Below are 25,463 nucleotides of genomic sequence, written 5' to 3' on the forward strand. Positions count from 1 at the left end.
CAAATTGAATTGTTTACAATTATGAATCAGTTTCTATGAACAAGCGATGAAGAAAAGATTACTTATCAAGTGCTACAGCAGTAACTGGAGGTAAGTTATACCCTTTAACCAGCTCGGTTAAGCGGCCATTGAGAACTAATGTATTGAGGCGGTCTTGAATTTTATCTGCCAGCTCTGAGCGTGCAAACTGTTTACTTAAAGCAATGTGGCCATAAATAACATCTTTATAGCGATAAGGCATTTTTACGATTTCTTGTGAAGGTCGCTGCAAAAATACAGAGGCGTGATCAGCTGTGGTTTCAACAGCAATTACCAGCTCAACACGGCTTTTTAACAACATATCAAACGCATTATGCTCGCTTAACGCTTCAACTTTAGTGAGTTTTTTATCATTATCGAAACGAGGAAAATGCGCAGCGCCTCGCATTACCGCAATGCGCTTACCAATTAAGTCTTGATAGTTGTTGATTTCAAGTCCACTGTCAGCTCTGGCATAAAACACAAAAGAAGATGACAGCATCATGTATGGTGGAGTAAGAAACTGCATTTTATGCTCACGCGCTTCTGTACGAATAAGCCCGCCCATTACATCTAGCTCATTTTGCTCGAGCATTTTTAAACAACGAGAAAACGGGCAAGCGACATATTCAAGCTTGATTGGTAAGGTACGCTGCATTTCACGCATAATATCCACTATTGCGCCACTGACTTTACCATCTTCAGAGACCATGCCATAAGGAGGCGCATGATCAACCGCCACCACAACCTTTTCAAACGCGGTTGCAAGTGCAAAGCTGCTGCAAACTAATAACAATAAGCTGGTAATATAGCGTTTCATAGTGATACTCATAACAACGTTCACTTGTTCTTTATATTGTAGACGCGCTTGTGTCATAAAAACCACAAAAATGTCATACAATTTTGTCATAATAGAAACAATCACCCATTAACGGCAAAGCAATGTTACTCGTTATCTTTAAGCAATTCTTTTTATTAGGCTGTATGAGTTTTGGCGGTCCTGCGGCACACCTTGGTTATTTTAAGCGCCACTTTGTTGATAACTTAAAATGGCTTAGTGCTGAGCGCTATGCGCAATTGATTAGCCTAAGCCAAGCATTACCTGGGCCTGGTTCAAGCCAAGTTAGTTTTGCGATGGGGGTTGAAAAAGGGGGCATTTTAGGCGGCCTATGTGCTTTTATTGGTTTTACACTGCCCTCATTTTTGATTATGTTTTTTCTAGCTCTCAGTGCTCACCAATTTGGTGATATTTACTTTGCAGTGATTGCCGGGCTTAAACTCTTTGCTGTGGTCATTGTTGCAGATGCAACCTACAGCATGGCAATGAGCTTTTGCAAAAACCATTTACACAAGCTTATCGCGGTATTGAGCACGATTGCACTCATTGTGTTCTCAGAGCTATCAAGCCAGATTCTCATACTCATTTTTGCTGCAACTTTGGGCTGGTTTTATCCTCAGCTTAAACTGCCAGAGAACCAAGAACATAAACCATTAACAGTCGCTTGGGTACCGCTTGGTTTATTTACCGCCTTGTTACTAATTAGCTTTTTACCTTTGGGTGAATGGTTTTCTGTGTTTGCCCCATTTTACCAAACAGGTGCTATGGTTTTTGGTGGCGGCCACGTTGTGTTACCCGTTTTACAGGCGGGTGTGCCGAGTCTTGACACTGAGCAGTTTTTATCTGCCTATGCCAGTGCTCAAGCCATACCTGGGCCAATGTTCACAATCGCCACATACTTAGGTGCACAAGTGTCGCCAAATACGCCACTTATAGGTGCAATTGTCGCAACGTCACTTATCTTCTTACCGGGATTTTTGTTGATGTTAGCGTTTATGAAAAGCTGGCTACAATTGGCGGATAAACCTCGCTTTGCGGGCAGCATTGCAGCGTTAAATGCGGCCGTGGTGGGCTTTTTAGCAGCTGCTCTTTATTCACCTATTTGGCAATCAGCAGTGCAAAATCTGTGGCAAGTAGCTTTAGTGATTGCAGCATTTACGTGGCTAAGAATGGCAAAGCCACCTATTTGGTGGCTATTGTTAGGTTTCATTGCAATCAGCTTACTGATTGCTCAGTTTTAAGCTTTTTCGCGGGGCGGATTCGTTACCTTGATACTCGGTTTTAAGCCTATTTGAGGCTCACTAGCCGTTAACTGCCCAGTGACACTTTGATAAGGTCGAAGCGCAAAAATTGGCAACACGGCAAGAAGATGATCCATGATCTCTGCTTGCAAATGCTCGTATGAGATCCAGCGTTTATCTTCACTAAAGCAATAAAACTCAATGGGTAAACCATGATTGATTGGTTGTAGCTCACGTACCATTAGGGTTAAATCACGATTAATTTTTTCGTGTTGTTTTAAGTAACCTTCGGCATAGCGGCGAAATAAACCTAGATTAGTAACTGGATCAGGCAAAGCCGTTACTTTGATATAGTCATGCAATGGAATAGCAGCATTTATTTGCTCACGAAACGCATCATCAACCAAACGAATACTATTCATATCAATGTTTAAAGAACGTTTGATACGGCGACCACCCGACTCTTGCATTCCACGCCAGTTCTTAAATGACCCAGCAACTAACATGTAGGTTGGAATAGTTGTGATAGTGTTATCCCAGTTGCGTACTTTTACCGTGTTTAAACCCAGGTCAATCACCTCACCATCGGCACCATAGCTGTCGACTTGGATCCAATCGCCATAGGTCACTAAACGATTAGCTGCAATTTGAATGCTGGCAACAAAACCCAAAATGGTGTCTTTAAATACGAGTAAAGTCACCGCCGCTATCGCACCAAAGCCAGACAAAATATAAGTTGGTGACTTTTCTAGCAAAATACTCACAATAAGGATGGCGCAAACCATAAAGGTGATAAGTTTTACAACTTGGATCAAACCCTGAATCGGAATATCGCGGGCAAAATCAAGTTGGTTATAGATGCCACCAGCAATGCTCACGACACTACTTAAAATAAAGCCACCATAAATGATCAGTGCAACTTGCCCCACCGTTTTTAGTACTAACGCAGCGACATCATGAACAGGATAAACATAATCGAAGGTTGCTAAATACAGTACGCAGCACAATATCCCCGCGAAACGGCGGTTTAGTTTATTGAGCATGGGTGTTAGCGCACCGATGCGCTCAGGAGATAAACGTGTAACAACCTTTTGAATGCCCGGCAGTAATAAGCGGCGGGTAAACATATAGATTATTAGTAACGAGCCAACACCAATCGCTGTAGCCGTTAATGCGCTTATTAGCGTCGCGTCGGGCATTGATTCAAACCAAGGCATCACCAACTCTTGCAGGTGAGTTTGCTTCATGGCGCTTCAACCTCTTTATTGATGGTAGCAAGGTATTCAGCTTGCTGGGTTTGATGATAAGTTAGTAGCTGAGCATCTTTTTGCAACCATAACTCATTAATATGTTGCTGAAAAGCCGTTCTAAATGCACGGTCATGCTGATAATCACCAATCATCTCTGCGCTAATTGCTTGTACGTGCATTTCAACTTTGATCACGTTGAGACGACCACGCATCAGATTGCGACAAATATGATCGCCTTCGCCTTGGTAAATAATCGAGGTATTTAATAATGCATCAAACTGCTCACCTAACACCTCAAGAGCAAATGCAATACCGCCCGCTTTAGGCTTTAAAAGGTAAGTGAACGGGCTGTTTTGCTTTTTGTGTTTTTGGCACGTAAAGCGTGTGCCTTCAACAAAGTTGATAATGGTAGTTGGATGATTACGAAAGTCGCGACAACTGCGTTTGGTACGCTCTACATCGAGTCCTTTCAGCTTAGGATTTTTTGCCAGCTGCGCTTTGCTAACACGCTTCATAAAAGGCATGCCCATCGCCCACGCGCCGGTGCCAATAAATGGCACATATTTTAATTCATCTTTTAGGAAGAACTTTGGCGCAGGTAAAACATCAATCGCACTTAAAACAACAATATCTAGCCAGCTCATATGATTAGAGATAAGTAAGTACCAACCATCTGTGCTGACTTTGCCTTTAATATCAACATCAATTGTAGGGCAACCTAGCCACAGAGCTAAACGATTCCCCTTACACCAACCGCGATAAGCCACATGAAGAATATCGCTAACCACTTTAAATGGCAGTAATAATTTAAGCACACCAAGGAGCAGCACAAGCGTGCCCCAGATAATTACATTAGCAAACAAGACAATGCTCACTAGAACGCCTGTTAACCAATTAGGTAAAAATTTCTTTAACATATGTGTGCTCTCGACTGCATAAGCAATTCTACTGCGATTTTGCTTCTAACTCGGCTAGTTGCTGATTTTTTTCATTCCAAATGCGATTTAACTCAGCTTGAAAGTTAACTCTAAACTCTGCATCACCGGTGTAATCACCGATTAAATTAGGGCTTACTTCCATCACCTCGACTCGCACTTCGACCTGTTTTACACGACCACTGGCGAAGTCCACAAAGCTAGGAATACCATCAGGGTAATGAATAGTGACATTAACCACTTTTGAAATTTGCTCACCCATTGCTTGCATAACAAACGCAACCCCACCTGCTTTTGGCTTTAATAAGTGTTCAAAAGGGCTGTTTTGGCGTGAGTGTTTTTGCTCTGTAAAACGCGTACCTTCAACAAAGTTAACGATGCTCACTGGCATTTCTTTAAACTTTTCACAGGCTTTACGCGTGGTTTCTAAGTCTTTACCACGCAATTTAGGGTTTTTCTTTAACTGGGCTTTACTCGTGCGAGTCATAAATGGGAAATCCAACGCCCACCAAGCAAGGCCTAAAAAAGGAACGTAGATTAGCTCTTTCTTCAAGAAAAAGTTTAAAAACGGAATACGACGATTAAATACGCGTTGCATTACAACAATATCTACCCAGCTTTGATGATTTGCGATCACCAAGTACCAGTCTTTCGCTTTTAGTTGCTCAAGACCTGTTACGTTCAGCTTATATGAAGCAAATATGTTTTGGTTGATGTTATTGCAACTCACCCACATAGTGGCGCATTGCTTAGCAATCCAACTCATTAATTTTTGCAGAGGCTTAATTGGGATCAGTTTAATCACGCCACAAATAAAGATGGGCACAAACCAAAAAAGTGTATTGAGGGTGTAAAATATAAAACTGAACACACAACGGATCATGGACATTACTACTTATTCCTTTAATGCTTAATCTTCAAAATACGTGTAGCCAGCAAGGCCTGCATTTAGTTCTGACAAATATTGTGCCTTAGATTGCTCATCAATTGCCAGTGAGTTAACCCGTTTTGCAAAGTTTTCAGCAAGAATGTCGCTATCATAATCAACAAACTTTAATACGTCCTTAACGCTGTCACCTTTAATGGCGTTAGTCAGCTGGTAACCTGCGTCAGTGAGTTCAACATGTACTGAATCAGTGTCACCGAACAGGTTATGTAAATCACCTAAAATTTCTTGATACGCACCCACTAAGAACATCGCAATGTGATATTGCTGACCTTGTTTGTACTCAGGAATAGGTAAACTGCTCTCAATACCTGTACCTTCAACATAGTTACGAATTTGCCCATCAGAGTCGCAAGTAATGTCTTGAATAATGGCACGCTGCGTTAATGGCTGATGAAGATTTTCTACTGGCATCACTGGGAATAACTGCTGAATACCCCAGACATCAGGCAATGATTGGAATAAAGAGAAATTAACAAACAACTTGTCGGCTAGTTTTTCATTTAAATCGTCTAGCACTTCACGGTGGGCACGGGCATTTTCGCTAAGAGATGCACGAACACGGTGTAAAATGGTGAAATACAGCTGCTCGAGCTTCGCCCATTCAAGCATAGTGAGTAGACCATGCACATATTGGTCATGGGCTTCACTGAATAAATGCATAGCATCATGATAAATTTCCAGCGCCATACGCGGTGTTAAACGCTGTAAACACTGCCACATTTCATCTAGCACCAATACGCTGTCAGCCTCAGGCGCCGTTGGATTTGCATGATTAGGCGCACGCTCAACATCAATCACATCTGTAATTAATACTGCGTGGTGTGCTGTTAACGCACGACCTGACTCAGTAATAATCGCAGGGTGTTTAAGGTCATGTTGCTGACACACTTCAGCAAACGCATTCACTACATTACGGGCATACTCTTCAACACTGTAGTTCATTGAACACGAACTGCGCGAACCAGACCCTTCGTAATCAACACCTAAACCGCCACCTACATCCACTGTATTAAGTGGTACACCTAACTGCGTTAGCTCAGCAAAGTGACGAGCACATTCACGCAGTGCACGGTGAATATCACGGATATTGGCTATTTGAGAGCCAATATGGAAATGCACTAATTGCATTAAATGGAGCTTATTACGTGACTTAAGTAGCTCAACAGCAGAAAGCACTTGGCCTGCAGTTAAACCAAACTTGCCTTTTTCGCCACCGGTATTCTGCCATTTGCCCTTACCAACCGAGTTTAAGCGAATACGAATACCAATTGACGGCTCAATGCCTAAGTCATCAATTTCAGCTAACAAAGTAGTTAGTTCAGAGAGTTTTTCTACAACAATGTGAACCTTGTGACCCATGCCTTGACCGATACAGGCCAAGCGTAAAAATTCACTGTCTTTGTAGCCATTACAAACAATGGTAATTGGCTCTTTAGCAACACCTAAAATCGCCATAAGCTCAGGTTTTGAGCCGGCTTCAAGGCCCACTAAACCACTTGGGTGAGCAAGTAATTTACTTACTACAGAACGTTGCTGGTTAACTTTGATTGGGTATACACAGGTATAACTACCTTGATATTCACGGGCATTGCGCGCTTTGGTAAATGCACTGGTTAGCGTCTCGACACGATTTTGTAAGATATCAGTAAAACGCACCAAAACAGGTAAGGTAAGACCTTGCTTTTTAAATTGCTCAGTAAGTTCAGATAAAGACACCGCAGCTTTAGTTTGATCGCCATCTGGATAAGCTACCAACTCACCTTGTGCGTTAATGTCAAAATAACCGTCGCTCCAATGAGCAACATTGTATGTTTCGCGTGCTTTGTCTAAACCCCAAGTCATGGCAATGTCTTCTGTAATTTCGTTAAATATAAACGCACATTTTAATACGCTAGGGCTGACCACGCTAACAAAAATTGCGCTATATGCCAAAGTGATAAAAAATATTCGCTATACTGATTAAAATTTGATTGAGCAATTGGCCAAGCACTGGCAGAATTGCACCCCTTTTTTACCATTAACCAAAAGTGTATAAGCAAGATGGCTAATTTAGATCAAAACAACTGGTTCACTGAAATTAGTGACCGTGATGGTAGCGCCTTTTCACTACGCATTACTAAAAAGCTTGATGAACAGCAATCGCCATTTCAAAAAGTAGAAATGTACGAGACAACTGACTTCGGTAATCTAATGATTATTGACGGTTGTACTATGGTAAGTAGCCGTGAAAACTTTTTTTATCACGAGATGATCAGCCACCCGGCATTGCTTGCACACCCAAATCCGAAAAACGTTGTGATTATTGGTGGTGGTGACTGTGGTACTTTACGCGAAGTATTAAAACATCCAGGTGTTGAAAGCGTAACGCAAATCGATATCGACGAAGTTGTGACGCAAATGTCACTTAAATACTTCCCTGAGCTATGTGAATCAAACCAAGATCCTCGCGCTACAGTGATGTTTGACGACGGTATTAAATACATGCGTGAAGCGGCTCCTGAATCAATCGATGTGGTCATTGTCGATGGTACAGATCCAGTTGGTCCGGGCGAAGGTTTATTCAACCACGCTTTCTATACTAGCTGTTTAACTGCACTTCGCCCTGGTGGCATCTTAATTCAGCAAAGTGAATCTCCACTTATGCATATGCCACTATTAGTAGAAATGCGTGATGCAATGACAGAAGTGGGTTTTGTTGACCTACAAACGTTGCCTTTCCCGCAACCAATTTACCCAAGTGGCTTATGGTCAGTCACGCTTGCTCGTAAATCTGAAGCGTTTGCTGGTTTTCGTGAAGATGATGCAAATACACTCGCGCAAAGCACAGAATACTACAATGCAGGTATTCACCACGGTGCATTAGCAACACCAAATTATATGAAACGTGCTTTTGAGAAAAAGTAAGCGTTTTAGCTAGATACAAAAAAGGGCTCATTGAGCCCTTTTTTATTAGCTTTAATTACACTTTAAATCGATTCACTAAATGATTTAGCTCATTCGTGAGTTGGTTCATGCGATTAGCCACTTCTTGTGTTGAACTTGCTAAACCGCCCCCTTGTTGGGTTTGATCGTTTAAGTCTGATAAGTTTTGGCTAATTTCATCTGCTACAGCAGTTTGCTCTTCAGTCGCTTGCGCTGTCTGCATCGCCATATCATTTACTTTAATTGATGACTCTTGCATAGAATTAAGCACATCATTGGTTTGTGTGAATGACTCAACCGCTTCATCGGCGTAACGCTTACCACTATTAATAGCTTGCAGTGACTGCTCAACACTGCTTGCAAACTGCTCAACCATAGTTTGAATATCATTGGTGCTCTCTTGCGTACGAGTTGCAAGTGTTCGTACTTCGTCCGCAACGACCGCAAAACCACGCCCTTGTTCTCCGGCACGAGCCGCTTCAATTGCTGCATTGAGTGCAAGTAAGTTAGTTTGCTCGGCAATAGCACGAATAACTTCAAGCACTTTGGCAATATTGTCTGAGCTTTGTTGTAACTCAGTTGAACGCTGACTGGCATGCTCCATGTTGTCTGACAAAGCAATAATTTTACGGCTTGAGTTATCAACCGCTGCTAAACCTTGTTTAGCAAGCTGCTGTGAATTATCAGCTTCGTGGGATGAGTTTTGCGCCACATTGGCCACTTCGCGACTTGCTACACTCATTTCGTGTACAGCGCTAACTATCGACTCAGACGCTTGGCTGAGCTTTTGGTTTACTTGGTGGTTTTGATTTGCAAAGTTATCTAAATCATTACCTAGATTATGCAGCTCTTTCGCTTGCTCTAAGATATCTTTGATTAACTGCTGCAAATTATCTAAGAAGCGATTAAATGCGGTTGCTAACTCAGCAAATTCATCTTGCGTTTTAACATTGATACGACCTGTTAAATCGCCATCTCCAGAGGCTATTTCGTTAATTCGTTCTGTGACAAAGTTAATTTGTTTTGTAAGCTGACGCGGCACAAAATAACTAAACCAACCAGCCACTGCCAGAACCACAGCAATCATCACCATTAGCATCACTTTAAAGCCCATCACTTTATCCATTAGCTTTTCAGTTTCTGCTTGAGAGGTCTTTTCGGCGACTTCACCGGCTTTGTCTAAAATATCACGAAGCGCCGAAAAGCTTTGCTCAGACGCTTGTTGTTGCGCAGCATTTGCGGGGTTATTGATGTAAGCTGTTGACGCTGTATACCAAGTATCAAACGCGCCATCAAAGTTACGAAACTGACCCACAATCTCAGAGTATGGCGACATATAAGATAAGTATTGCTTAAAACGGTCTTTCACTTGATCGGCATTGTCTTGGTGATCAGTAAGCTGGCCTTTATCGCCTTTCATTTGGGTAACCAGTTGTAGCTCTGCGACTTTAGCTTGGTATAGATCTCGGTCAGCATTAACAACCACAGAGACCGCATTTAAGAAACGCTCTGATTGTGCATCAATCGCTTCTTTTTGAAGGTTAATTAGATAGGTATAGCCTGCAATTAAAATGACGATAGCAATGCCGAGCAGCACAATAGGCAAAGAACTTTTGACGCGAATGCTTTGTAACTTCATACATTATCCTAATTCAAATTCTAATCAGCACGTTCATTAGAATGTTAGTAGAAAAACTAAAAAAGTGTATGAAATTAAAAGTGCCAACTCGCTGAAAATTGCAATTGCTGCTGCGAGTTATGCTCATTGAATCCCATACCGGGTCTATTTTGAGCGTCACTGCTCAGCACTGAATATTCAGCACCTACTTGCCACTTGGTTGACAGTTGATAACGCCAACTTGCGGTTAAAGCTTCTCCACGACTTTGGTTAGGATCAAATTGCCAATCATCATGATCGCTAACCTTAAAATAATCATACCTAATTGTGAGACGATGCTGGTCTAACTTGTGGCTTAATAGAACAAAGTGACTATAAAAATCATTGTCTACCCCACGATTTTTGCCCATTGCAGTTTTGCCATCGAGTATCTGCACTATGACACGCGTTTGGCTGTTAAATTTATACAACCACGCCGCACTTAAAAAACGTGTATCCCATGCATATTGACCAGTACGAGTATTCAACGCACCTGGATCGCCATTGTTGTCATAATAATAAACACGTAACTGCGATTTCTTTTGATAATCCCAGTGTGCACCAAAATAATAGCCAAAGCGCCCATCTACTTCTTCGAAAGGCTCCACATGCTCAGCTTGCTTATCTAACTGCGTCCATTCAAAAGAATGTGGAACAGCGAAATCGATTTGTTCGTTAAAGGTGGTTTGCCGGTCATGCATAGCAAATCCTCGCCATGACAGGAGTGTTCCGGCAGGGTCGTTACCTTTAAAAACCGAAGCAAAGCCCTCAAAGGTATGATTACTTCTAAATTGTCGACCAGGGCGCTTAATGCTTGCCTCTAAACCAAAAGCGCGCACCTCTTCGCCAATCCAAGTATTAATTGCAGAATTAGTGTAGTTATAAGGTGACATCCAGCCATTTTGCGGGTTTTCAAGTGACATTTTCGGATAAAAGCCACCGGCTTTCACTGCCCATTTGTAACGACTTGCCGTGAGCGGTTGATATTGTAAATAGGCCTGACTAAAGCCAACGGTTAGTTCAGGATCAGGATGAGCATTAAGCACAGTGTGCGCAGACCAATCACTCGTTAACTCAAAACGACTACTCAGCATAGCTTGGGATATCACAACACCATCATGCTCTTGGTCATAACGGTATAAGCCAATTCCTTTGCGCTGATAGCTCGTTAGTTGGTCACCACGCACAGCCGAAACCGTTACCAGCCCATCATGCTCAGCAAATGCCACTGCAGGCAACCCAAAAACACTCGCCAATGCTAAGGCTTGCCATTTATTCATAATCATCAAACTCGTCGCTGCTTAGTTCTAGTTTTGGTAATAAGGCTTGTTTTAACTGATAACTCAACGGCTTCGCATTGCTCGTCATCTCGATGGTTTCCGGTGTGCTGATATCGTTAAAGCGATCATGCCAAACGGCCAAAGTAAACGTCCCATCGGGTAAGTTTAGATCAACCATGCCTTGCTCATCCGTTTGCCCATAAATCCCACCATCGACGACCACAATGTAACCCAGCATCCAGTCATGAATATTACAACCAAGCTCAACAACTCCCGTTTGTGCAAAGTTAATCGGTTGCTCTGGTTTATCGTGGTAAAGCTTTAACTCAAATTGTTTTGTTTTAGAAAATGAATAAACGTGGTGCATGATTGAATCAAGGTTAGGAAACTCAACATTAGCCCCTTGCGGTACTGCCAATACATGAGGCACAAAGGCACGCTTTTTTTGGCTCATTGTGTAATGGCTATCAGGAGCAGCAAGTTGTTTTGAACCTTTAATCCAAACCACGGCATTTTTGACAGGCTGATTCTGCTTATCCACTATTTGTATTTGCTGTGCCAATAAACTTTGGCTAAACAATAGTAGTAGCAACAGGGTTATTCTTATCATTTTGCTAAACCTTTTTCAGTGCTGGGCTTGATATCGCGACGTTCACTTTGTTGAATACGTATGCAGATCCCTCGTATTAACCGGCAAGTCACTTTATGCTTTAAGGATATATGTGAATACGTGACAACAATCCATAACCATAAGCCGCCAAGGAACAACAATGCGATTAACTGCCTTAATGTTAGCAGCCTTTTCAGGTACTTGCCTAGCACAAACCACAACCGTCAGCTCACCTGATGGGCAGATCAAAGTAACCATTTCTGATGAACAACACACACCTAGCTACGAAATCAGCTTTGCAGGTAAACAGGTCATCGCTAACTCAGCGTTAGGCCTTGTTTTTAAACAACAACCAGCAATGAGCGAAGGTTACAAAATTAGCGGCCAAACCACTGATTCTGTAAAAAGTAGCTGGGAGCAACCTTGGGGTGAACGCCAAACGGTAGTTGATAACCATAACGAAGTTGCTGTTACTTTTAAAAAGCCACAACCACAAGGTGGCACGTTCACAGTACGCTTTCGCGCTTTTAATGATGGTGTAGGCTTTCGATACGAATTACCAAAGCAAGCAGGCTATGATGATGTAGAAATCACCAAAGAGCTGACTGAATTCGCTATTACAGACTCATCAGATGCAACGGCATGGTGGATACCTGCGCGTGGTTGGAACCGTTATGAGTATGTTTATAACACCACGCCACTACATAAAGCTGCACTTGTGCACACACCATTTACTTTAAAAAATAAAGAGGGTGTGCATATCAGTATTCACGAAGCTGCCCTTGTTGATTATGCAGGCATGGTATTAAATCAACGCCGTGATGGTACTTTCCAAGCTGATTTAACTCCTTGGTCAGATGGTGTCGCGGTTAAAAAGCACGGCGCATTTAATACTCCTTGGCGTACAATTCAAATTGGCGATGAAGCTGTTGATTTAATCAACTCAGATATCATCTTAAATCTAAACGAACCAAATAAACTGGGCGATGTATCTTGGGTTAAACCGGGTAAATACGTAGGTATTTGGTGGGGTATGCACATCAATGAAAATACTTGGGGTAGCGGTAAAATTCATGGTGCAACCACTGCAAACACAAAATATTACATGGACTTCGCAGCTAAATATGGCTTCGATGGTGTGCTAGTCGAAGGCTGGAATATTGGCTGGGATGGTGACTGGTTCTATAACGGTGATGTTTTTAGCTTTACGCAACCTTATGACGACTTTGATATCGAAGAGCTGACACGTTACGGTAAAGAAAAAGGCGTGCAACTTATTGGTCACCACGAAACGTCGGGCAACGTAACAAACTACCGCAACCAAATGGAAGGCGCATTTGAGTTATATGAAAAATCAAATGTAAGCCAAGTTAAAACAGGTTATGTCGCCGACGGTGGCAACATCAAGCGCATCGATGAAAATGGCATTGTACGCAAAGAGTGGCACGATGGTCAGTTCATGGTAAACGAGTACCTATACAACGTGAAACTTGCTGCTAAGCATAAGATTAGTATCAATACGCATGAGCCAGTAAAAGACACCGGCCTACGTCGTACATACCCGAACTGGATTGCCCGTGAAGGTGCTCGTGGCCAAGAGTTTAACGCATGGGGTACACCGCCGAACCCACCTGAGCACATTCCAATGCTTGCTTTCACGCGTATGCTTGCAGGCCCTATGGACTTCACGCCAGGTATTTTTGATATGAGCTTTAACGGTTTAGGTGCCGATACCAACCGTCCGCAAACAACCCTAGCGAAGCAATTAGCGCTATATGTTGTAATGTACAGCCCAATTCAAATGGCCGCAGATTTACCTCGTAACTACTTAGCGAAGCCTGATGCATTCCAGTTTATTCAGGATGTACCGACTGATTGGCAACAAAGTATTGCATTACAAGGCGAAGTTGGCGATTACGTTGTGTTTGCACGTAAAGAACGCAAGCGTGATCAATACTCAGGTAACGATTGGTATTTAGGCGCAGTTACAGACGAAAAAGCCCGCACTTTAGAAGTGAAGTTAGACTTCTTAGATAAAGGTAAAAAGTTTGAAGCGCAAATCTACCGCGACGGTGACAAAGCTGAATGGGTAAATAACCCTTACGACTTAAAAGTAGAAAAACGCATAGTGACTGCTGATGATAAGCTAACGTTAAAGCTTGCCACCAGCGGCGGCACAGCGATTCGTTTTAAAGCAATCTAAGCTAAAAGCTGTAAGTTTTAAGCTTTACGTAAAAAAGAGCGCGGCATTTGATGTCGCGCTTTTTTATGGCAATAAAAAAGCAGCCTACTCGGGCTGCTTGAAACTTATAGCTTAAGGCTTAAAGCTAAATACTTTTAAAACGGTAAATAAATCTGGGCACTGAGGCCACCTTCTGGGCGATTAAGTAGCTGCACTCGGCCGCCGTGCATATCGACAATACGTTTAATTATCGCAAGACCTAAGCCACTGCCTTCACTACCACGTGCCGCATCACCTTGTTTGAACGGTTCAAATACGGTTTCAAGTTCGCTTTCAGGGATCCCCGGGCCGTGATCATTAACCACCACCATGGCAAACTTTTTATTACTGCTCACGCGAGTTTCGACCTCGATATCACCATCTGAATAGCGAATTGCGTTTTCAATCATATTAGTAACAACACGCTTTATTGCTACCATACTCACCGGCACTTCACCTAAGCTTGGGTTTTCTTTGAAGGTAATGGTGCGATTATGCTTTTGCTCAGCCTCAACGACCTCTGAAACAATCGCGTTTAAATCTTCTAACTCAAGTTCTTCACGTTTGTGATGACGTAAGTATTCAATGAATTGGTCGATAATCGCGTTCATGTCTTCAATGTCATGAATGATCCCTTCTCGCAGGTAATCTTCATCGTCCGACATCATTTCAGTGGCTAAGCGAATACGTGTAAGCGGCGTGCGCAAGTCATGAGAAACACCTGCCATTAATAATCGACGGTCGTTCTCAAGGGCAGCAATCCCCCGTGACATTTGGTTAAACGCACGGGTTACTTCAATCACTTCAGTAGAGCCTTGCTCTTCTAATTTGGTAGAAAAGTCACCTACTCCTACTTTAACAGCCGCTTGTTGCAGTGCTTTCAAAGGTCTATTTAGATGACGGGCAAACAACCACCCACCGAGTACACTTAAAAAACCAATACTCGATAAATAGAAGGTTAGAAACTTTAGGTTGTTTTCTTGCAGGCCTGTGAGCGGCACGCGCACCCAATAACCCGGAGCTTGCGGGGCTTCAACCCAATAAACAAGTGGATCGGTCTGACTAATGCGTACTCGAGCAGAACCATTGAGCTCTTTCGACATACTGCGCGACAGCATAGAATACTCGCGAGTTTCAGCAAGCCCTTCACTCATCGCTTGGCGCTGCGTCATCACTTCTATGCCGGTGATCTCAAAAAACTTGTCAGAGGCTTCTTTGCTAACCTCAACGCCCTCTTCCCATTCAATAAACACGGTTTTCACCTGTTTCGATAGGATCAAGTTAACTTGCTCTATGGTGGGTTTAACAACATAAAAACTGACAGTGATATAAGAGACAATTTGATTGATTAACAGCAGGGCCGCAACCAAAAATACCGTTTGTCCAAACGCACTACGTGGAAACATGCCCATTACTGTTATTTTTCACCATCTGGCACAAATACGTAGCCTAAGCCCCATACTGTTTGGATATAACGAGGATTTGCCGCATCCACTTCAATCATACGACGTAAGCGCGATACCTGAACATCAATACTACGCTCTAGCGCACTGTAGTCACGACCACGTGCTAAATTCATTAGCTTGTCGCGACTAAGCGGCTCACGAGGATGTGTTACCAAGGCTTTTAAAACTGCAAACTCACCACTGGTTAACGACATTGTTTTGTCACCATGACTCATTTCGCGGGTCGCAAGGTTAAGAGTAAACTCACCAAAGCTAATTTCGTTTTCTTCGGCAGCAGGGGCACCCGGCACTTCTTTAGCACGACGACGTAAAATTGCTTTGATACGCGCGAGTAATTCACGTGGATTGAATGGTTTAGGAATGTAATCATCTGCACCGAGCTCTAAACCAATGATGCGGTCTACTTCATCGCCTTTCGCTGTAAGCATAACAATAGGAATGTCATTTTCTTTTTGACGTAAACGACGGCAAATTGAAAGACCATCTTCACCTGGTAACATTAAATCTAATACAATCAAGTGGAAGTTTTCGCGCTCTAATAAGCGATCCATTTGCTCTGAATTTGCTGCTGTACGAACAATAAAACCTTGTTCTACAAGGTAACGCTCTAGCAAACTGCGTAAGCGCATATCATCATCAACAACCAATACTTTTGTCGTTTCGTGTCCCATAACTTTCATTCTTTTTGTAATATGTTACTTATTAATATAAATGAAAAAGTTAAGAATAAAAAACGAATTGCGCGCTTAGATTGTTACTGAACATTTCAAAATCCCACTCGACAAAGGCAATAGACTTTTATAACTTGCAGCTGGTTTTCTTTTTTGGCTAAGTAAAATGGCAAAGACAAATTTAATAACCCGTGAAGGGTATCAGCAATTACAACAAGAACATGATTACTTATGGCATGAAAAGCGCCCAGAAATTACCAAAATTGTTACCTGGGCGGCGAGCCTAGGCGATCGTTCTGAAAACGCCGATTATCAGTTTAATAAACGTGTTTTACGACAGATCGACCGCCGTGTACGCTATCTTCGTAAACGTATGCCAGACCTTAAAATCATTGATTACAATCCACAGCAAGCGGGTAAAGTTTTCTTTGGCGCTTGGGTCGAAATTGAGAATGAACAAGGTGAAACTAAGCGTTTTCGTATTGTCGGGCCTGACGAAATTTACGAACGTAAAGACTACATTTCTATTGATGCACCGATGGCTCGAGCGCTACTTGGTAAACAGGTGGATGATGACTTTTCGGTGATGACGCCTGAAGGCGCAAAGGAGTGGTTCATCAATGAAATAACGTATCCAGATGCAAAATAATTTTTCCCAGAAAATTCAGAAAGCGTTAATTAGTGATTGTTTAGTCTAAAAATGTGATCTATAACTAAAGGTACTCAAGATAAATCATTACTTGAGGTTTAGAAGGTAGTAACTATGTCAAACGCAATACAACGCATAATAAGTAATGCCATTGTATTCGCACTTTTAATGAGTGTGAGTTTGATATCTTATGCCAGCGACATAGAAAGCCATTCAGACAGTGTTACGCCAACCGCTCATTTTATTGCGTGTGATAGTGCAGAGCCTGCCAACGTAGACACCGACCTCGACAAACATACTGCTGCGTTCATCGCTGATGTAGCCCAACCACTGCCAGATGCACGTGTTGTTTTGTATGTTAATGCTTGTTCTAAGGCGTCTGTTTATAGCGCGCACCAGCGAGGGCCACCTGTTTTTTAATTAACTCAAATTTTTCTATTTCAGTTTTATTAAAATGTATGGTGACCAAAATGAATAATTTCAAAGAATTACGTCTTCAAGATATCTCTAATGGCGCATTATCTAATGCAGTGAATGAAGTTGAGCCAACACTCGATCTCACTTCTCCAGCTTTAAAAGTACTTAACAGCTTTACGCAAAAAGACCCATTACGCGCTCATTACGGCACAACCATTGTTGATGCGTTAAAACAAACGAATAGCTGTTGCTCAGATTTTATTTTAGTTGTTGATAACGAAGATAAACTACTCGGTATTACCTCTAGTGCAGACTTACAAAGCTCAAAAATTATGATTCTTGCGCAGCGTTTAAACTTACATCGTGACGAAATCACCTTGCATGATGTGATGACTCCTCTAGGCAATTTAGCGGGTGTGAGCCTGCAAAGTATCAGCTACGCTTGTATTGGTGATGCGCTACAAACAATGGAGCACCAAGGTATGATGTTCCTACTGGTGACCAGTGCTAAACAAGAAATTTGTGGTTTGATTTCAGCCCGTGAAATCGCTAAAAAATTACATATCCCTGTTAATATCAACCCAATCGCTAATGGCTTTAGCGAAGTATTACAACAGGTAGATCACCCACACTAAGCGTTAAAAACTGCATTGTGTAAGACTATTTTTGCAGGCCTTAAAAGCAGTGCTTTTAAGGCCTTCTTATTGTGATATTATTCAGGCAATTAATCTTCAGTTTTACTGATTTTCTATTTTTAAAAAGGTTTATGCATGAGCAATATCTCTGCACGCTTAGCGACCGAGCTAAATGCCCAGCAATCACAAGTTGTTGCTGCAATCAAATTACTTGATGAAGGTGCCACAGTCCCTTTTATCGCCCGTTATCGTAAAGAAGTGACTGGTGGTCTAGACGACACCCAATTACGTTTACTTGAGCAGCGTCTATCTTATTTACGTGAATTAGAAGAACGCCGCAGCTTTATCCTTGCTACTATCGAAGAGCAAGGTAAGTTAACTGCCGAGCTAAGTGCTGACATTAATAGTGCTGACAGTAAAACTGAGCTTGAAGACTTATATCTGCCTTTCAAACCAAAACGCCGTACGAAAGGACAAGTAGCCATTGAAGCAGGTATTGAACCGCTTGCTGATGCACTATTTAACGACCCTAGCCTCGACCCAGAACAACACGCGACTGATTACATTAACGCAGAGGCAGGCTTTGCTGATACAAAAGCGGTACTCGATGGCGCTAAATTTATTTTGATGGAGCGTTTTGCAGAAGACGCCAAACTACTTGCTAAATTCCGCAGCCACATTGCTCAGCATGGTCAAATTGAAAGCACTGTAATCGCTGGCCAAGAAAATGAAGGGGCTAAGTACCGCGACTACTTTGAGCATCAAGAACCACTGAAAAAAGTACCATCACACCGTGCACTTGCTATGCTGCGTGCTCGTAATGAAGGCGTATTACAACTTAGTATCAACCCTGAGCCAAGTGCTGAAAATCCGGCACAAGTGTGTGCACAAATGATTGCCGATCATTACCGCTTAGATGTTAGCAACTCGGCAGCAAGCAGTTGGTTAATGGGCGTAGTGCAATGGGCATGGAAAATTAAGTTAAGTCTGCATCTTGAGAATGAATTTTTAGGTGCAATGCGTGAAAAAGCAGAAACCGGCGCCATTGATGTTTTTGCGAAGAACTTAAAAGATTTATTAATGGCTGCACCTGCAGGTCCACGCACTACGTTAGGCCTTGATCCTGGTTTACGTACTGGTTGTAAAATTGCCGTTGTTGACAGCACAGGTAAGCTATTAACAACACAAACTATTTTCCCGCATGCACCGCAAAACCACTGGGAAAAATCACTTCGTACTTTAGAACAACTATGCCGCCAGCATAAAGTTGAGCTAATCGCTATTGGTAATGGTACGGCTTCACGTGAATCTGACAAGTTAGTTGCAGAGCTGATCAAAGCGAACAGTGAGCTTAAGCTAAATAAAATTATGGTTAGTGAAGCCGGTGCATCTGTTTATTCAGCGTCTGAGTTTGCAGCTAATGAATTCCCAAACCTTGATGTTTCACTACGTGGCGCAGTATCTATTGCGCGTCGCCTTCAAGATCCACTTGCTGAGCTGGTAAAAATTGAGCCTAAATCAATCGGTGTAGGTCAGTATCAGCACGATGTATCGCAAAGCCAACTTGGTCAAACGCTAACATCAGTCGTTGAAGACTGTGTAAACTCAGTGGGTGTAGACTTAAATATGGCGTCGGTACCACTATTGACTCGCGTATCTGGCTTAAACAAAACATTAGCGCAAAATATTGTTAGCTACCGTGATGCAAATGGCTCATTTAGCAAACGCTCTGAACTTAAAAAAGTTGAACGCTTAGGTCCAAAAGCCTTTGAACAAGCGGCCGGTTTCTTACGTATCAGCACAGGCTCAGATCCTCTCGATAACTCGTCAGTTCACCCTGAAGCCTACCCTGTTGTTAAGCGTATCTGCGAGAAGAACAGCTTAGATGTAAATAGCCTAATTGGTAATTCTGACATTCTAAACAAGCTCGTTGCGAACGATTACACAGACGAAAAGTTTGGTTTACCAACCGTTACCGATATTATCAAAGAGCTTGATAAGCCGGGTCGTGACCCGCGCCCTGAGTTTAAAACAGCTGAGTTTAAGGCCGGTGTTGAAACCATTAACGACCTAAAACCAGGTATGATTTTAGAAGGTGTCGTGTCTAACGTTGCTAACTTTGGTGCCTTCGTTGATGTGGGCGTACACCAAGACGGGTTAGTGCATATTTCTGCAATTACTAACAAGTTTATCTCTGATCCGCGTGAAGTGGTTAAAGCTGGCGATATTGTTAAAGTAAAAGTCGTTGAGGTAGATGCTGCGCGTAAACGTATTAGCTTTACCATGCGTTTAGACGATGATGTTGATACCAGCAACAAAGCCGCACCCGCTAGCAAACCTAAGCCGGCTGCTATAGCGAAAAGTGCACCTAAGCAAAAACGCGAATTTGGCAATGTTGCCATGGGTAATGCCTTTGCAGATGCATTTGCCAATGCAAAAGTGAAAAAATAATACCAGTTCACTTAATCAAACTGGTATCAATCGATAATAAAAAACCGCGTGAGTGTAAACTTACGCGGTTTTTTATTTGTATAACAACTTACTTAATCAAATACGTTGCTATGAAAGGCTCATGAGCTGAGCCTTTATCGCTATTACTTACGACGACGAAGTGCAAGTAATGGCAGTAGTAACACTATAAAGTGACCTAATGAGCCGCTTGAAGAGCTCTTAGCTTTCGCTTCAGTTTCTGGTGTTACTTGTGAAGCGTATTCACAGCTACCATCATCTTCATTCGCTGTCGCATCATAGTTAGATGCTGCAGTATCAGTACAACCAAGCTCTACACCATCAGATTCAACCATAAGTAAGAACTCTTTACTTACTTTGTCTGCTGGGTTTGCTTTATCTTGCACTGTGACAGTCACCATTGTTTCACCATGGAAATGTGCATCAGGGATTAGGTTAAACGACATTCCGTCAATTTCAGCCGTTACATTCTCACCCGTTACCACTAATTCATTTGGCGACTGATCTGCATCAACAACCATCACATCAACACCATCGATACGGCCATTTTCAGCTACCGTCATATCAGCAATGTCGCTCATTTTCAGGTTGCTTTGCACACCGATAGAGTGCATTAACGACCCACCTTCTTGGCTACCAAGTTGGTAATCAAGAGTGATATTTTGCACTGAACCTTTCGCATCAGGCATAACCGTAGCAGTAAAGTTAAACTCAACTTCACTTTGCTCTGGGCCGACATAATCAAAACAGATCACTAAGTCATCTTGTAAGATCTTGCCAAGGTCGTCATAACCAATCACATTGCTTAATGCACCCTCTTTAAAGCCAGCCGTTGTTGAATAAACACTATCGCCACCTTCAATAAAGATGGTTCCTTCGTCAACACCAGCGCCTAGGTTATCGTAAGCAAAGATAGCTTCGAACATACCTTCATGGTCATCAATACCACTACGCAAAATCACTTCGTAGTCGAACGTGTCACCGGTATTTTTATCAGTCACATTATCGAATTCCATGAATACGAGATCACCTAAGTCAGGACGCTCTTCTTTGTATTGAGAAGCAATCGTTAGGCCTGTTGGATCAGTCGGATGGCGAAGGTTTTCGATTTCAAACGAACCACGCCAGAATGGTGCCAATGCTTCAACTAAGAAACCAGGACCACGGTGCGCACTCATCATCCACCAGATAGGTGTGAACTGCATTGCTCCTGTTGGGTGTAAACGTACTTCGTTATTATTTACTTGATTGTAAATTTCAAACTTCGCACCATTTTTATAGAATAACCAATCGATTGGAACATCAAAGAACACATTTGAACCACCTTCATACCAAGCAGCTTCAGGTTGAATGCGGAAATCACCCCATAAATCGATATATCCTCCTGTCGAGAATTCATCAATCATTGGCGTTTTACACATTTCGTTAGTGATGTTGTTGGTTACCACATAATCACGTTGTACGTTACGTGTTGCGTCTTGTGTACCTTGAATTGTCAGGGTATTGCCTTCAACGATTAACGAAGCAGCCACCGACTCATTATTTGAAGTTAGTGTTTGTGGCCAAACTTGCATGCCCTCAGGAATCGTCAATGACAATGAATAGTCACGCGCTTTTGATTCATAGTTGGCTTTAAGTTTTACATTAACGTTAACTAGGTCCATAGCGCGAGCCGTGTCTTGGTCAACATTTAGTGTGAGTGCTTCGGCATCACGCTTTAAGTTAACCGATGTAAAACCGAGGGTGCCTTCAGCACCTTCAGCATTACCTAATGCAAAGCCGCCATAGTAAACATCATTCGGTTGCGCTTCAGGTAGGTCCCAATTTACCGCAATTTCATAGTTACCATTGCCGCTGTGCTGCTGTGGCGCTGATACACTGAATTCACCGGTATTTTGCTCTTTAACAATGGCGTAGTGCGTCACTGTTTGGTAACCAACATCACGTAAACCTGCTAGAGCTGCAGTCGCAAACCAGTATTTACCAGGCTTAGGGTCAATAATGTTACAGTAGTTATCTTCAACACTACTTGAAGAATAACAAATCATCTCTTCATTTAGCGCTTTGATCAGTGCAGTAGAATCTTCCGCAATCTCTTCATCAGACACCATGAATGAGCCGCTTTCATTAGCATCATAACCCACAACCAAGTGTGCTTTTTTCATTTGCCAGCGAGGCTCAGCAAGATCTTCTAAATCAGTCGTTTGTTCGGTAGATGCAACTTTAACCATTAAGCGTTTTGTACCTTCTGGTACTTCAAACGATTGAATATCCCACGCTTTTTCAACGCGGTCTTTCGTCACGTAAGGTGCAACACCTAAGATATTTGCAGTAACTTCAGTTGGTTTTACAAGACCATAATAAGTCGGCGTAAACTCACTGTAGCTATCGGTATTAACAACGATTGATTCTGATGCACTGGCACGTGCCATATCGATATCAACCATGGTTGGTAGCTCATCAATAACATTCTTAGCAACCAATGTGAAATGAGCGTCTGGTAAGTCGCCGTCAGTGTTCTTAAATAGCACTTTGCCGTTGAACCAAGCATCTTTATTTAAGATGTTATCCCAAGGCGCACCCTCTTCAACGGGATCAAGTTTAGACTCGATGATATTTGGCAACTTCATAGTAACCATTACATCTTGTGTCTCCCCTGCTTTCAGCGTGAAGTTACTTGGTGTTACGCTAACTTCTACACCAAAGCTTTCGTCTTCACCCTCAACAGCCCAACCATAAGCAGTTGCATCCCAAGTACCATCTTTTGTTGCCTTTACAGTACGCATCCATGAACATTCAAGCTCACAGTCTTTGTTCACTAAAGAAGGTAAATTCAACCACTCAACTAAACCACCGTTACGAGGGTTAGCATTATGGTAGTTTTCAATAGTCTCATCCATGATAAGACCTGCATTTGCAGCTTGTGCTACGTCAATTGCACCGCCACCAGCCATGAAGTTGTAATATGGGTCAATTAAAGTCACGCCGTTAGAAATACGCACTTTATTTGCCGTCATCATTAGTGCTGATTGAATTTCTGCTGGCGTCCAATCTGGGTGCATTTGCATCAATAGCGTCATTGCGCCGGTAACATGTGGCGTAGCCATTGAGGTACCACTCATGAAAGTCCAATCTGATGCACTTGGGTAAGCTGTAAATGGTTGGTCATCAGCATTCGCAGCATAAATATCAACACCCGGTGCAGTCACGTCCGGAACAAGGTTATTGATGTAATAACTTGGCCCCATAGAACTAAAGATAGCAAGCTGATTACCCGCTTCTGCATCAAATGAATAGTTATTTTCTGGCTCGCCAATCGTCGCAATAGCAGCACCACCAGGATTAGCATTCACCCAGTTACGAATTGTGTAACGAGCACTTGCTGGTAAGTGAATACCCGGGATCACGTAGTTATCAGCAACAATACTCTCTGCCGAACTAATGTTTTGTAAAATGAAGCCACCTGCTCCACCTGCAGCAACGTTCTTGGCTTTATCAACACGCGCAATGTCACCACGTAAACATACTACAATTTGGTCAGCCGTAAACGTGCCTGCAGGGAAAGGTGCGTTACAGCTTGCAGCATCGTAACCATCACTTTCATTAGGGTCGTCGTATTTTTCAGCAAGAACAACTTCGCCAGTAATACCGCCAGAGAAACTCTTACCTGTGTACTCACCAGCATAAGGCGTGCGAGTGCCTTGGAAGTTATTAATGGTTTTAACACCTAAATCCATCACGCGGTCATGGGTTGATGCACCAACAGTGGTTACCCAAGGTGATGTATGATCCGCTGAAATATAATAAGGACCCGAGTTACCCGCTGCCGCTGCCACTGAAATGCCCGCTTCGCGCGCACTTAAGAAAGCCATTTCCATTGGGTCTTCCCATGGGAAGCTTTCGCTACCACCAATTGAGAAGTTAATAGCATCGACACCATCTTCAATCGCATCTTCAAATGCAGATAAAATTGCTGATTCAGGACAGCCTGAGTATAGATCGCCAGAACGGCCAGCATAACAAACTTGGTACGAAATGATATGCGCACGCGGTGCCACACCGCTGGTGCTTTCAAACGTGAATGGTAAGTTTTCACCATCACTGACTTTCTCACCTGTTGCAGCTTGAAGTGGCGTGTTTTCTATGTAGTTACCCGCCGTGGTACTCGCTGTGTGAGAGCCGTGACCATTGTAATCTTCACCATTTTCAGCACGACGATCAGCTCGGGCAAATTGATAATCCGCATTCATCGCTGTGACTTCTGGATAAGAGCGAACACCAATCAGCTTGTCATTACATAGCTCAGGTTCTTCTTCACAGTCACCTAAAAAGTTACCGGCACCTAATGGATTTTTTTTGCTGTACTCTTCGTCGCTTGCAAATGCCGGGTGGTCTGTATTGATACCAGTATCAATAATACCGACAACCATACCTTCACCTTTAACACCAACCGATGAAGCAGGTGTTGAACCCTGCCATAATTGGTCTGCGCCAATAAACTCAGGACCGCGGTCTGTGCGTAATTCAAAAATACGGTTAGGAGTAATACGCTTTACGCCTGATTGCGTCGCAAGAAGCTCTGCATCAGCTTGTGTCATTTCAACAACAACCGCGTTATTTGCAAGGGTAAATTGCTTTTTAATCGCAATATTGGCACCCATTGCACGCGCCTTACTTAATACTGTTGATTGACGCTGTTTTAAAAAGCTTTGATACGCGCGCACGCTTTGCGAAGCTGTATCAATGCGCTCTTTTACCATTAAAGAACGTGACTCTGTAATGGCTGTAGCGCCGAAGCCTTGAATATCACCTTGATAACTTGCTACAGGTTCATCATGCATTTGTACAATGTATGTTTGAATACCTGTCACCCCATCTTGAGGTTGAAAAACATGTTCCGGCTGCTGACTTTGGTAATGCTGATTTAAGCGCTGAGCACTCCCCTTTAATAAGCTTGGATGATCTTCGATTTGTTTTTCTTGTTGATAATTCGCGATATCTTCCGCTGTAAATGTTGGCTGATAAAAGCCTTTATCTGACACTTTGTTAAAGCCTGGCTCTGCCGCAGCATAGCCTGTAGCACCGACGTACAATGCTGTAAGTACGGCAACTGAGCTTTTCTTCAAGTGTGTGATTTTCTTATTGCAAGGTTGCATATGATTCCCACTGATTTAATTCTAAACAGCTCATAAATTACTTGAGCTGACACACTAAATTATTTAGCAGGCAAACATA

At 42.6% G+C, this 25,463-nt stretch carries 18 protein-coding genes; 7 read left to right on the plus strand and 11 right to left on the minus strand.

Annotated features, from left to right (window positions below):
- Positions 1 to 58: 58 nt before the first annotated feature.
- On the minus strand, positions 59 to 928 hold the full coding sequence (locus CWC28_RS03950; RefSeq protein ID WP_233999152.1) for a substrate-binding periplasmic protein: 870 nt from the start codon (positions 926 to 928) through the stop codon (positions 59 to 61).
- A gap of 32 nt (positions 929 to 960) precedes the next feature.
- On the opposite strand from CWC28_RS03950, the gene chrA reads away from it, so the two are divergent.
- Positions 961 to 2,097: a chromate efflux transporter gene (gene chrA / locus CWC28_RS03955; protein WP_138624756.1), complete on the plus strand. Its 1,137-nt coding sequence runs from the start codon at positions 961 to 963 to the stop codon at positions 2,095 to 2,097.
- On the opposite strand, the gene CWC28_RS03960 is transcribed toward chrA, so the two are convergent.
- The 4 genes from CWC28_RS03960 to speA are packed head-to-tail and all read right to left on the minus strand — an operon-like array spanning position 2,094 to position 7,073.
- The gene (locus CWC28_RS03960) at positions 2,094 to 3,344 is read right to left on the minus strand and encodes a mechanosensitive ion channel family protein (RefSeq protein WP_063702391.1); all 1,251 of its coding nucleotides are present in this window, start codon (positions 3,342 to 3,344) and stop codon (positions 2,094 to 2,096) included. The two genes, chrA and CWC28_RS03960, sit on opposite strands and share 4 nt — an antisense overlap.
- Positions 3,341 to 4,264 carry a 1-acylglycerol-3-phosphate O-acyltransferase, YihG family gene (yihG, locus tag CWC28_RS03965; RefSeq protein WP_063702393.1) on the minus strand — a complete coding sequence of 308 codons (924 nt, stop codon included), beginning with the start codon at positions 4,262 to 4,264 and terminating at the stop codon, positions 3,341 to 3,343. Before yihG (CWC28_RS03965) ends, CWC28_RS03960 begins: the two co-directional genes overlap by 4 nt.
- Before the next feature lie 28 nt (positions 4,265 to 4,292).
- Positions 4,293 to 5,171 (minus strand): 1-acylglycerol-3-phosphate O-acyltransferase, YihG family, encoded by an 879-nt coding sequence (gene yihG, locus CWC28_RS03970; RefSeq protein ID WP_063702395.1) that lies wholly within the window; start codon positions 5,169 to 5,171, stop codon positions 4,293 to 4,295.
- Between the two features lie 21 nt (positions 5,172 to 5,192).
- Positions 5,193 to 7,073, minus strand: coding sequence for a biosynthetic arginine decarboxylase (gene speA, locus CWC28_RS03975; RefSeq protein WP_063702542.1), 1,881 nt, complete (start codon positions 7,071 to 7,073; stop codon positions 5,193 to 5,195).
- Positions 7,074 to 7,271: 198 nt separating this feature from the next.
- Here speA and speE point away from each other — a divergent pair, with 198 nt between their 5' ends.
- On the plus strand, positions 7,272 to 8,135 hold the full coding sequence (gene speE / locus CWC28_RS03980; protein ID WP_054562846.1) for a polyamine aminopropyltransferase: 864 nt from the start codon (positions 7,272 to 7,274) through the stop codon (positions 8,133 to 8,135).
- 55 nt (positions 8,136 to 8,190) lie between these two features.
- Here speE and CWC28_RS03985 read toward each other — a convergent pair whose 3' ends face one another.
- From CWC28_RS03985 to CWC28_RS03995, 3 genes are all read right to left on the minus strand, one after another.
- Positions 8,191 to 9,792, minus strand: coding sequence for a methyl-accepting chemotaxis protein (locus tag CWC28_RS03985; RefSeq protein ID WP_063702398.1), 1,602 nt, complete (start codon positions 9,790 to 9,792; stop codon positions 8,191 to 8,193).
- Positions 9,793 to 9,866: 74 nt separating this feature from the next.
- Complete coding sequence (locus CWC28_RS03990; protein ID WP_138624757.1) at positions 9,867 to 11,096, minus strand: hypothetical protein; 1,230 nt, start codon at positions 11,094 to 11,096, stop codon at positions 9,867 to 9,869.
- Positions 11,083 to 11,700 (minus strand): methylamine utilization protein, encoded by a 618-nt coding sequence (locus CWC28_RS03995; protein WP_063702401.1) that lies wholly within the window; start codon positions 11,698 to 11,700, stop codon positions 11,083 to 11,085. Before CWC28_RS03995 ends, CWC28_RS03990 begins: the two co-directional genes overlap by 14 nt.
- A gap of 160 nt (positions 11,701 to 11,860) precedes the next feature.
- Between CWC28_RS03995 and CWC28_RS04000 the strand changes: the two genes are divergently transcribed.
- Positions 11,861 to 13,903, plus strand: coding sequence for a glycoside hydrolase family 97 protein (locus CWC28_RS04000; protein WP_063702403.1), 2,043 nt, complete (start codon positions 11,861 to 11,863; stop codon positions 13,901 to 13,903).
- A gap of 134 nt (positions 13,904 to 14,037) precedes the next feature.
- On the opposite strand, the gene envZ is transcribed toward CWC28_RS04000, so the two are convergent.
- Positions 14,038 to 15,333 (minus strand): two-component system sensor histidine kinase EnvZ, encoded by a 1,296-nt coding sequence (gene envZ / locus CWC28_RS04005; protein ID WP_063702405.1) that lies wholly within the window; start codon positions 15,331 to 15,333, stop codon positions 14,038 to 14,040.
- A 5-nt stretch (positions 15,334 to 15,338) separates the two neighbouring features.
- Positions 15,339 to 16,058: an osmolarity response regulator transcription factor OmpR gene (gene ompR / locus CWC28_RS04010; RefSeq protein ID WP_063702407.1), complete on the minus strand. Its 720-nt coding sequence runs from the start codon at positions 16,056 to 16,058 to the stop codon at positions 15,339 to 15,341.
- A gap of 166 nt (positions 16,059 to 16,224) precedes the next feature.
- On the opposite strand from ompR, the gene greB reads away from it, so the two are divergent.
- From greB to CWC28_RS04030, 4 genes are all read left to right on the plus strand, one after another.
- Positions 16,225 to 16,707: a transcription elongation factor GreB gene (gene greB, locus CWC28_RS04015; protein WP_063702409.1), complete on the plus strand. Its 483-nt coding sequence runs from the start codon at positions 16,225 to 16,227 to the stop codon at positions 16,705 to 16,707.
- A 114-nt stretch (positions 16,708 to 16,821) separates the two neighbouring features.
- A complete protein-coding gene (locus CWC28_RS04020) occupies positions 16,822 to 17,127 on the plus strand; it encodes a hypothetical protein (protein WP_063702411.1) in 306 nt (101 codons plus the stop codon).
- A 50-nt stretch (positions 17,128 to 17,177) separates the two neighbouring features.
- Positions 17,178 to 17,759, plus strand: a complete 582-nt coding sequence (locus tag CWC28_RS04025; RefSeq protein ID WP_063702413.1) for a CBS domain-containing protein — start codon at positions 17,178 to 17,180, stop codon at positions 17,757 to 17,759.
- A gap of 135 nt (positions 17,760 to 17,894) precedes the next feature.
- Complete coding sequence (locus CWC28_RS04030; RefSeq protein ID WP_063702415.1) at positions 17,895 to 20,210, plus strand: Tex family protein; 2,316 nt, start codon at positions 17,895 to 17,897, stop codon at positions 20,208 to 20,210.
- 143 nt (positions 20,211 to 20,353) lie between these two features.
- Here CWC28_RS04030 and CWC28_RS04035 read toward each other — a convergent pair whose 3' ends face one another.
- Positions 20,354 to 25,384 carry a S8 family serine peptidase gene (locus CWC28_RS04035; protein WP_138624758.1) on the minus strand — a complete coding sequence of 1,677 codons (5,031 nt, stop codon included), beginning with the start codon at positions 25,382 to 25,384 and terminating at the stop codon, positions 20,354 to 20,356.
- Positions 25,385 to 25,463: the final 79 nt, after the last annotated feature.

Source organism: Pseudoalteromonas sp. S4492 (assembly GCF_005886115.1).
Taxonomy (GTDB): domain Bacteria; phylum Pseudomonadota; class Gammaproteobacteria; order Enterobacterales; family Alteromonadaceae; genus Pseudoalteromonas; species Pseudoalteromonas gelatinilytica.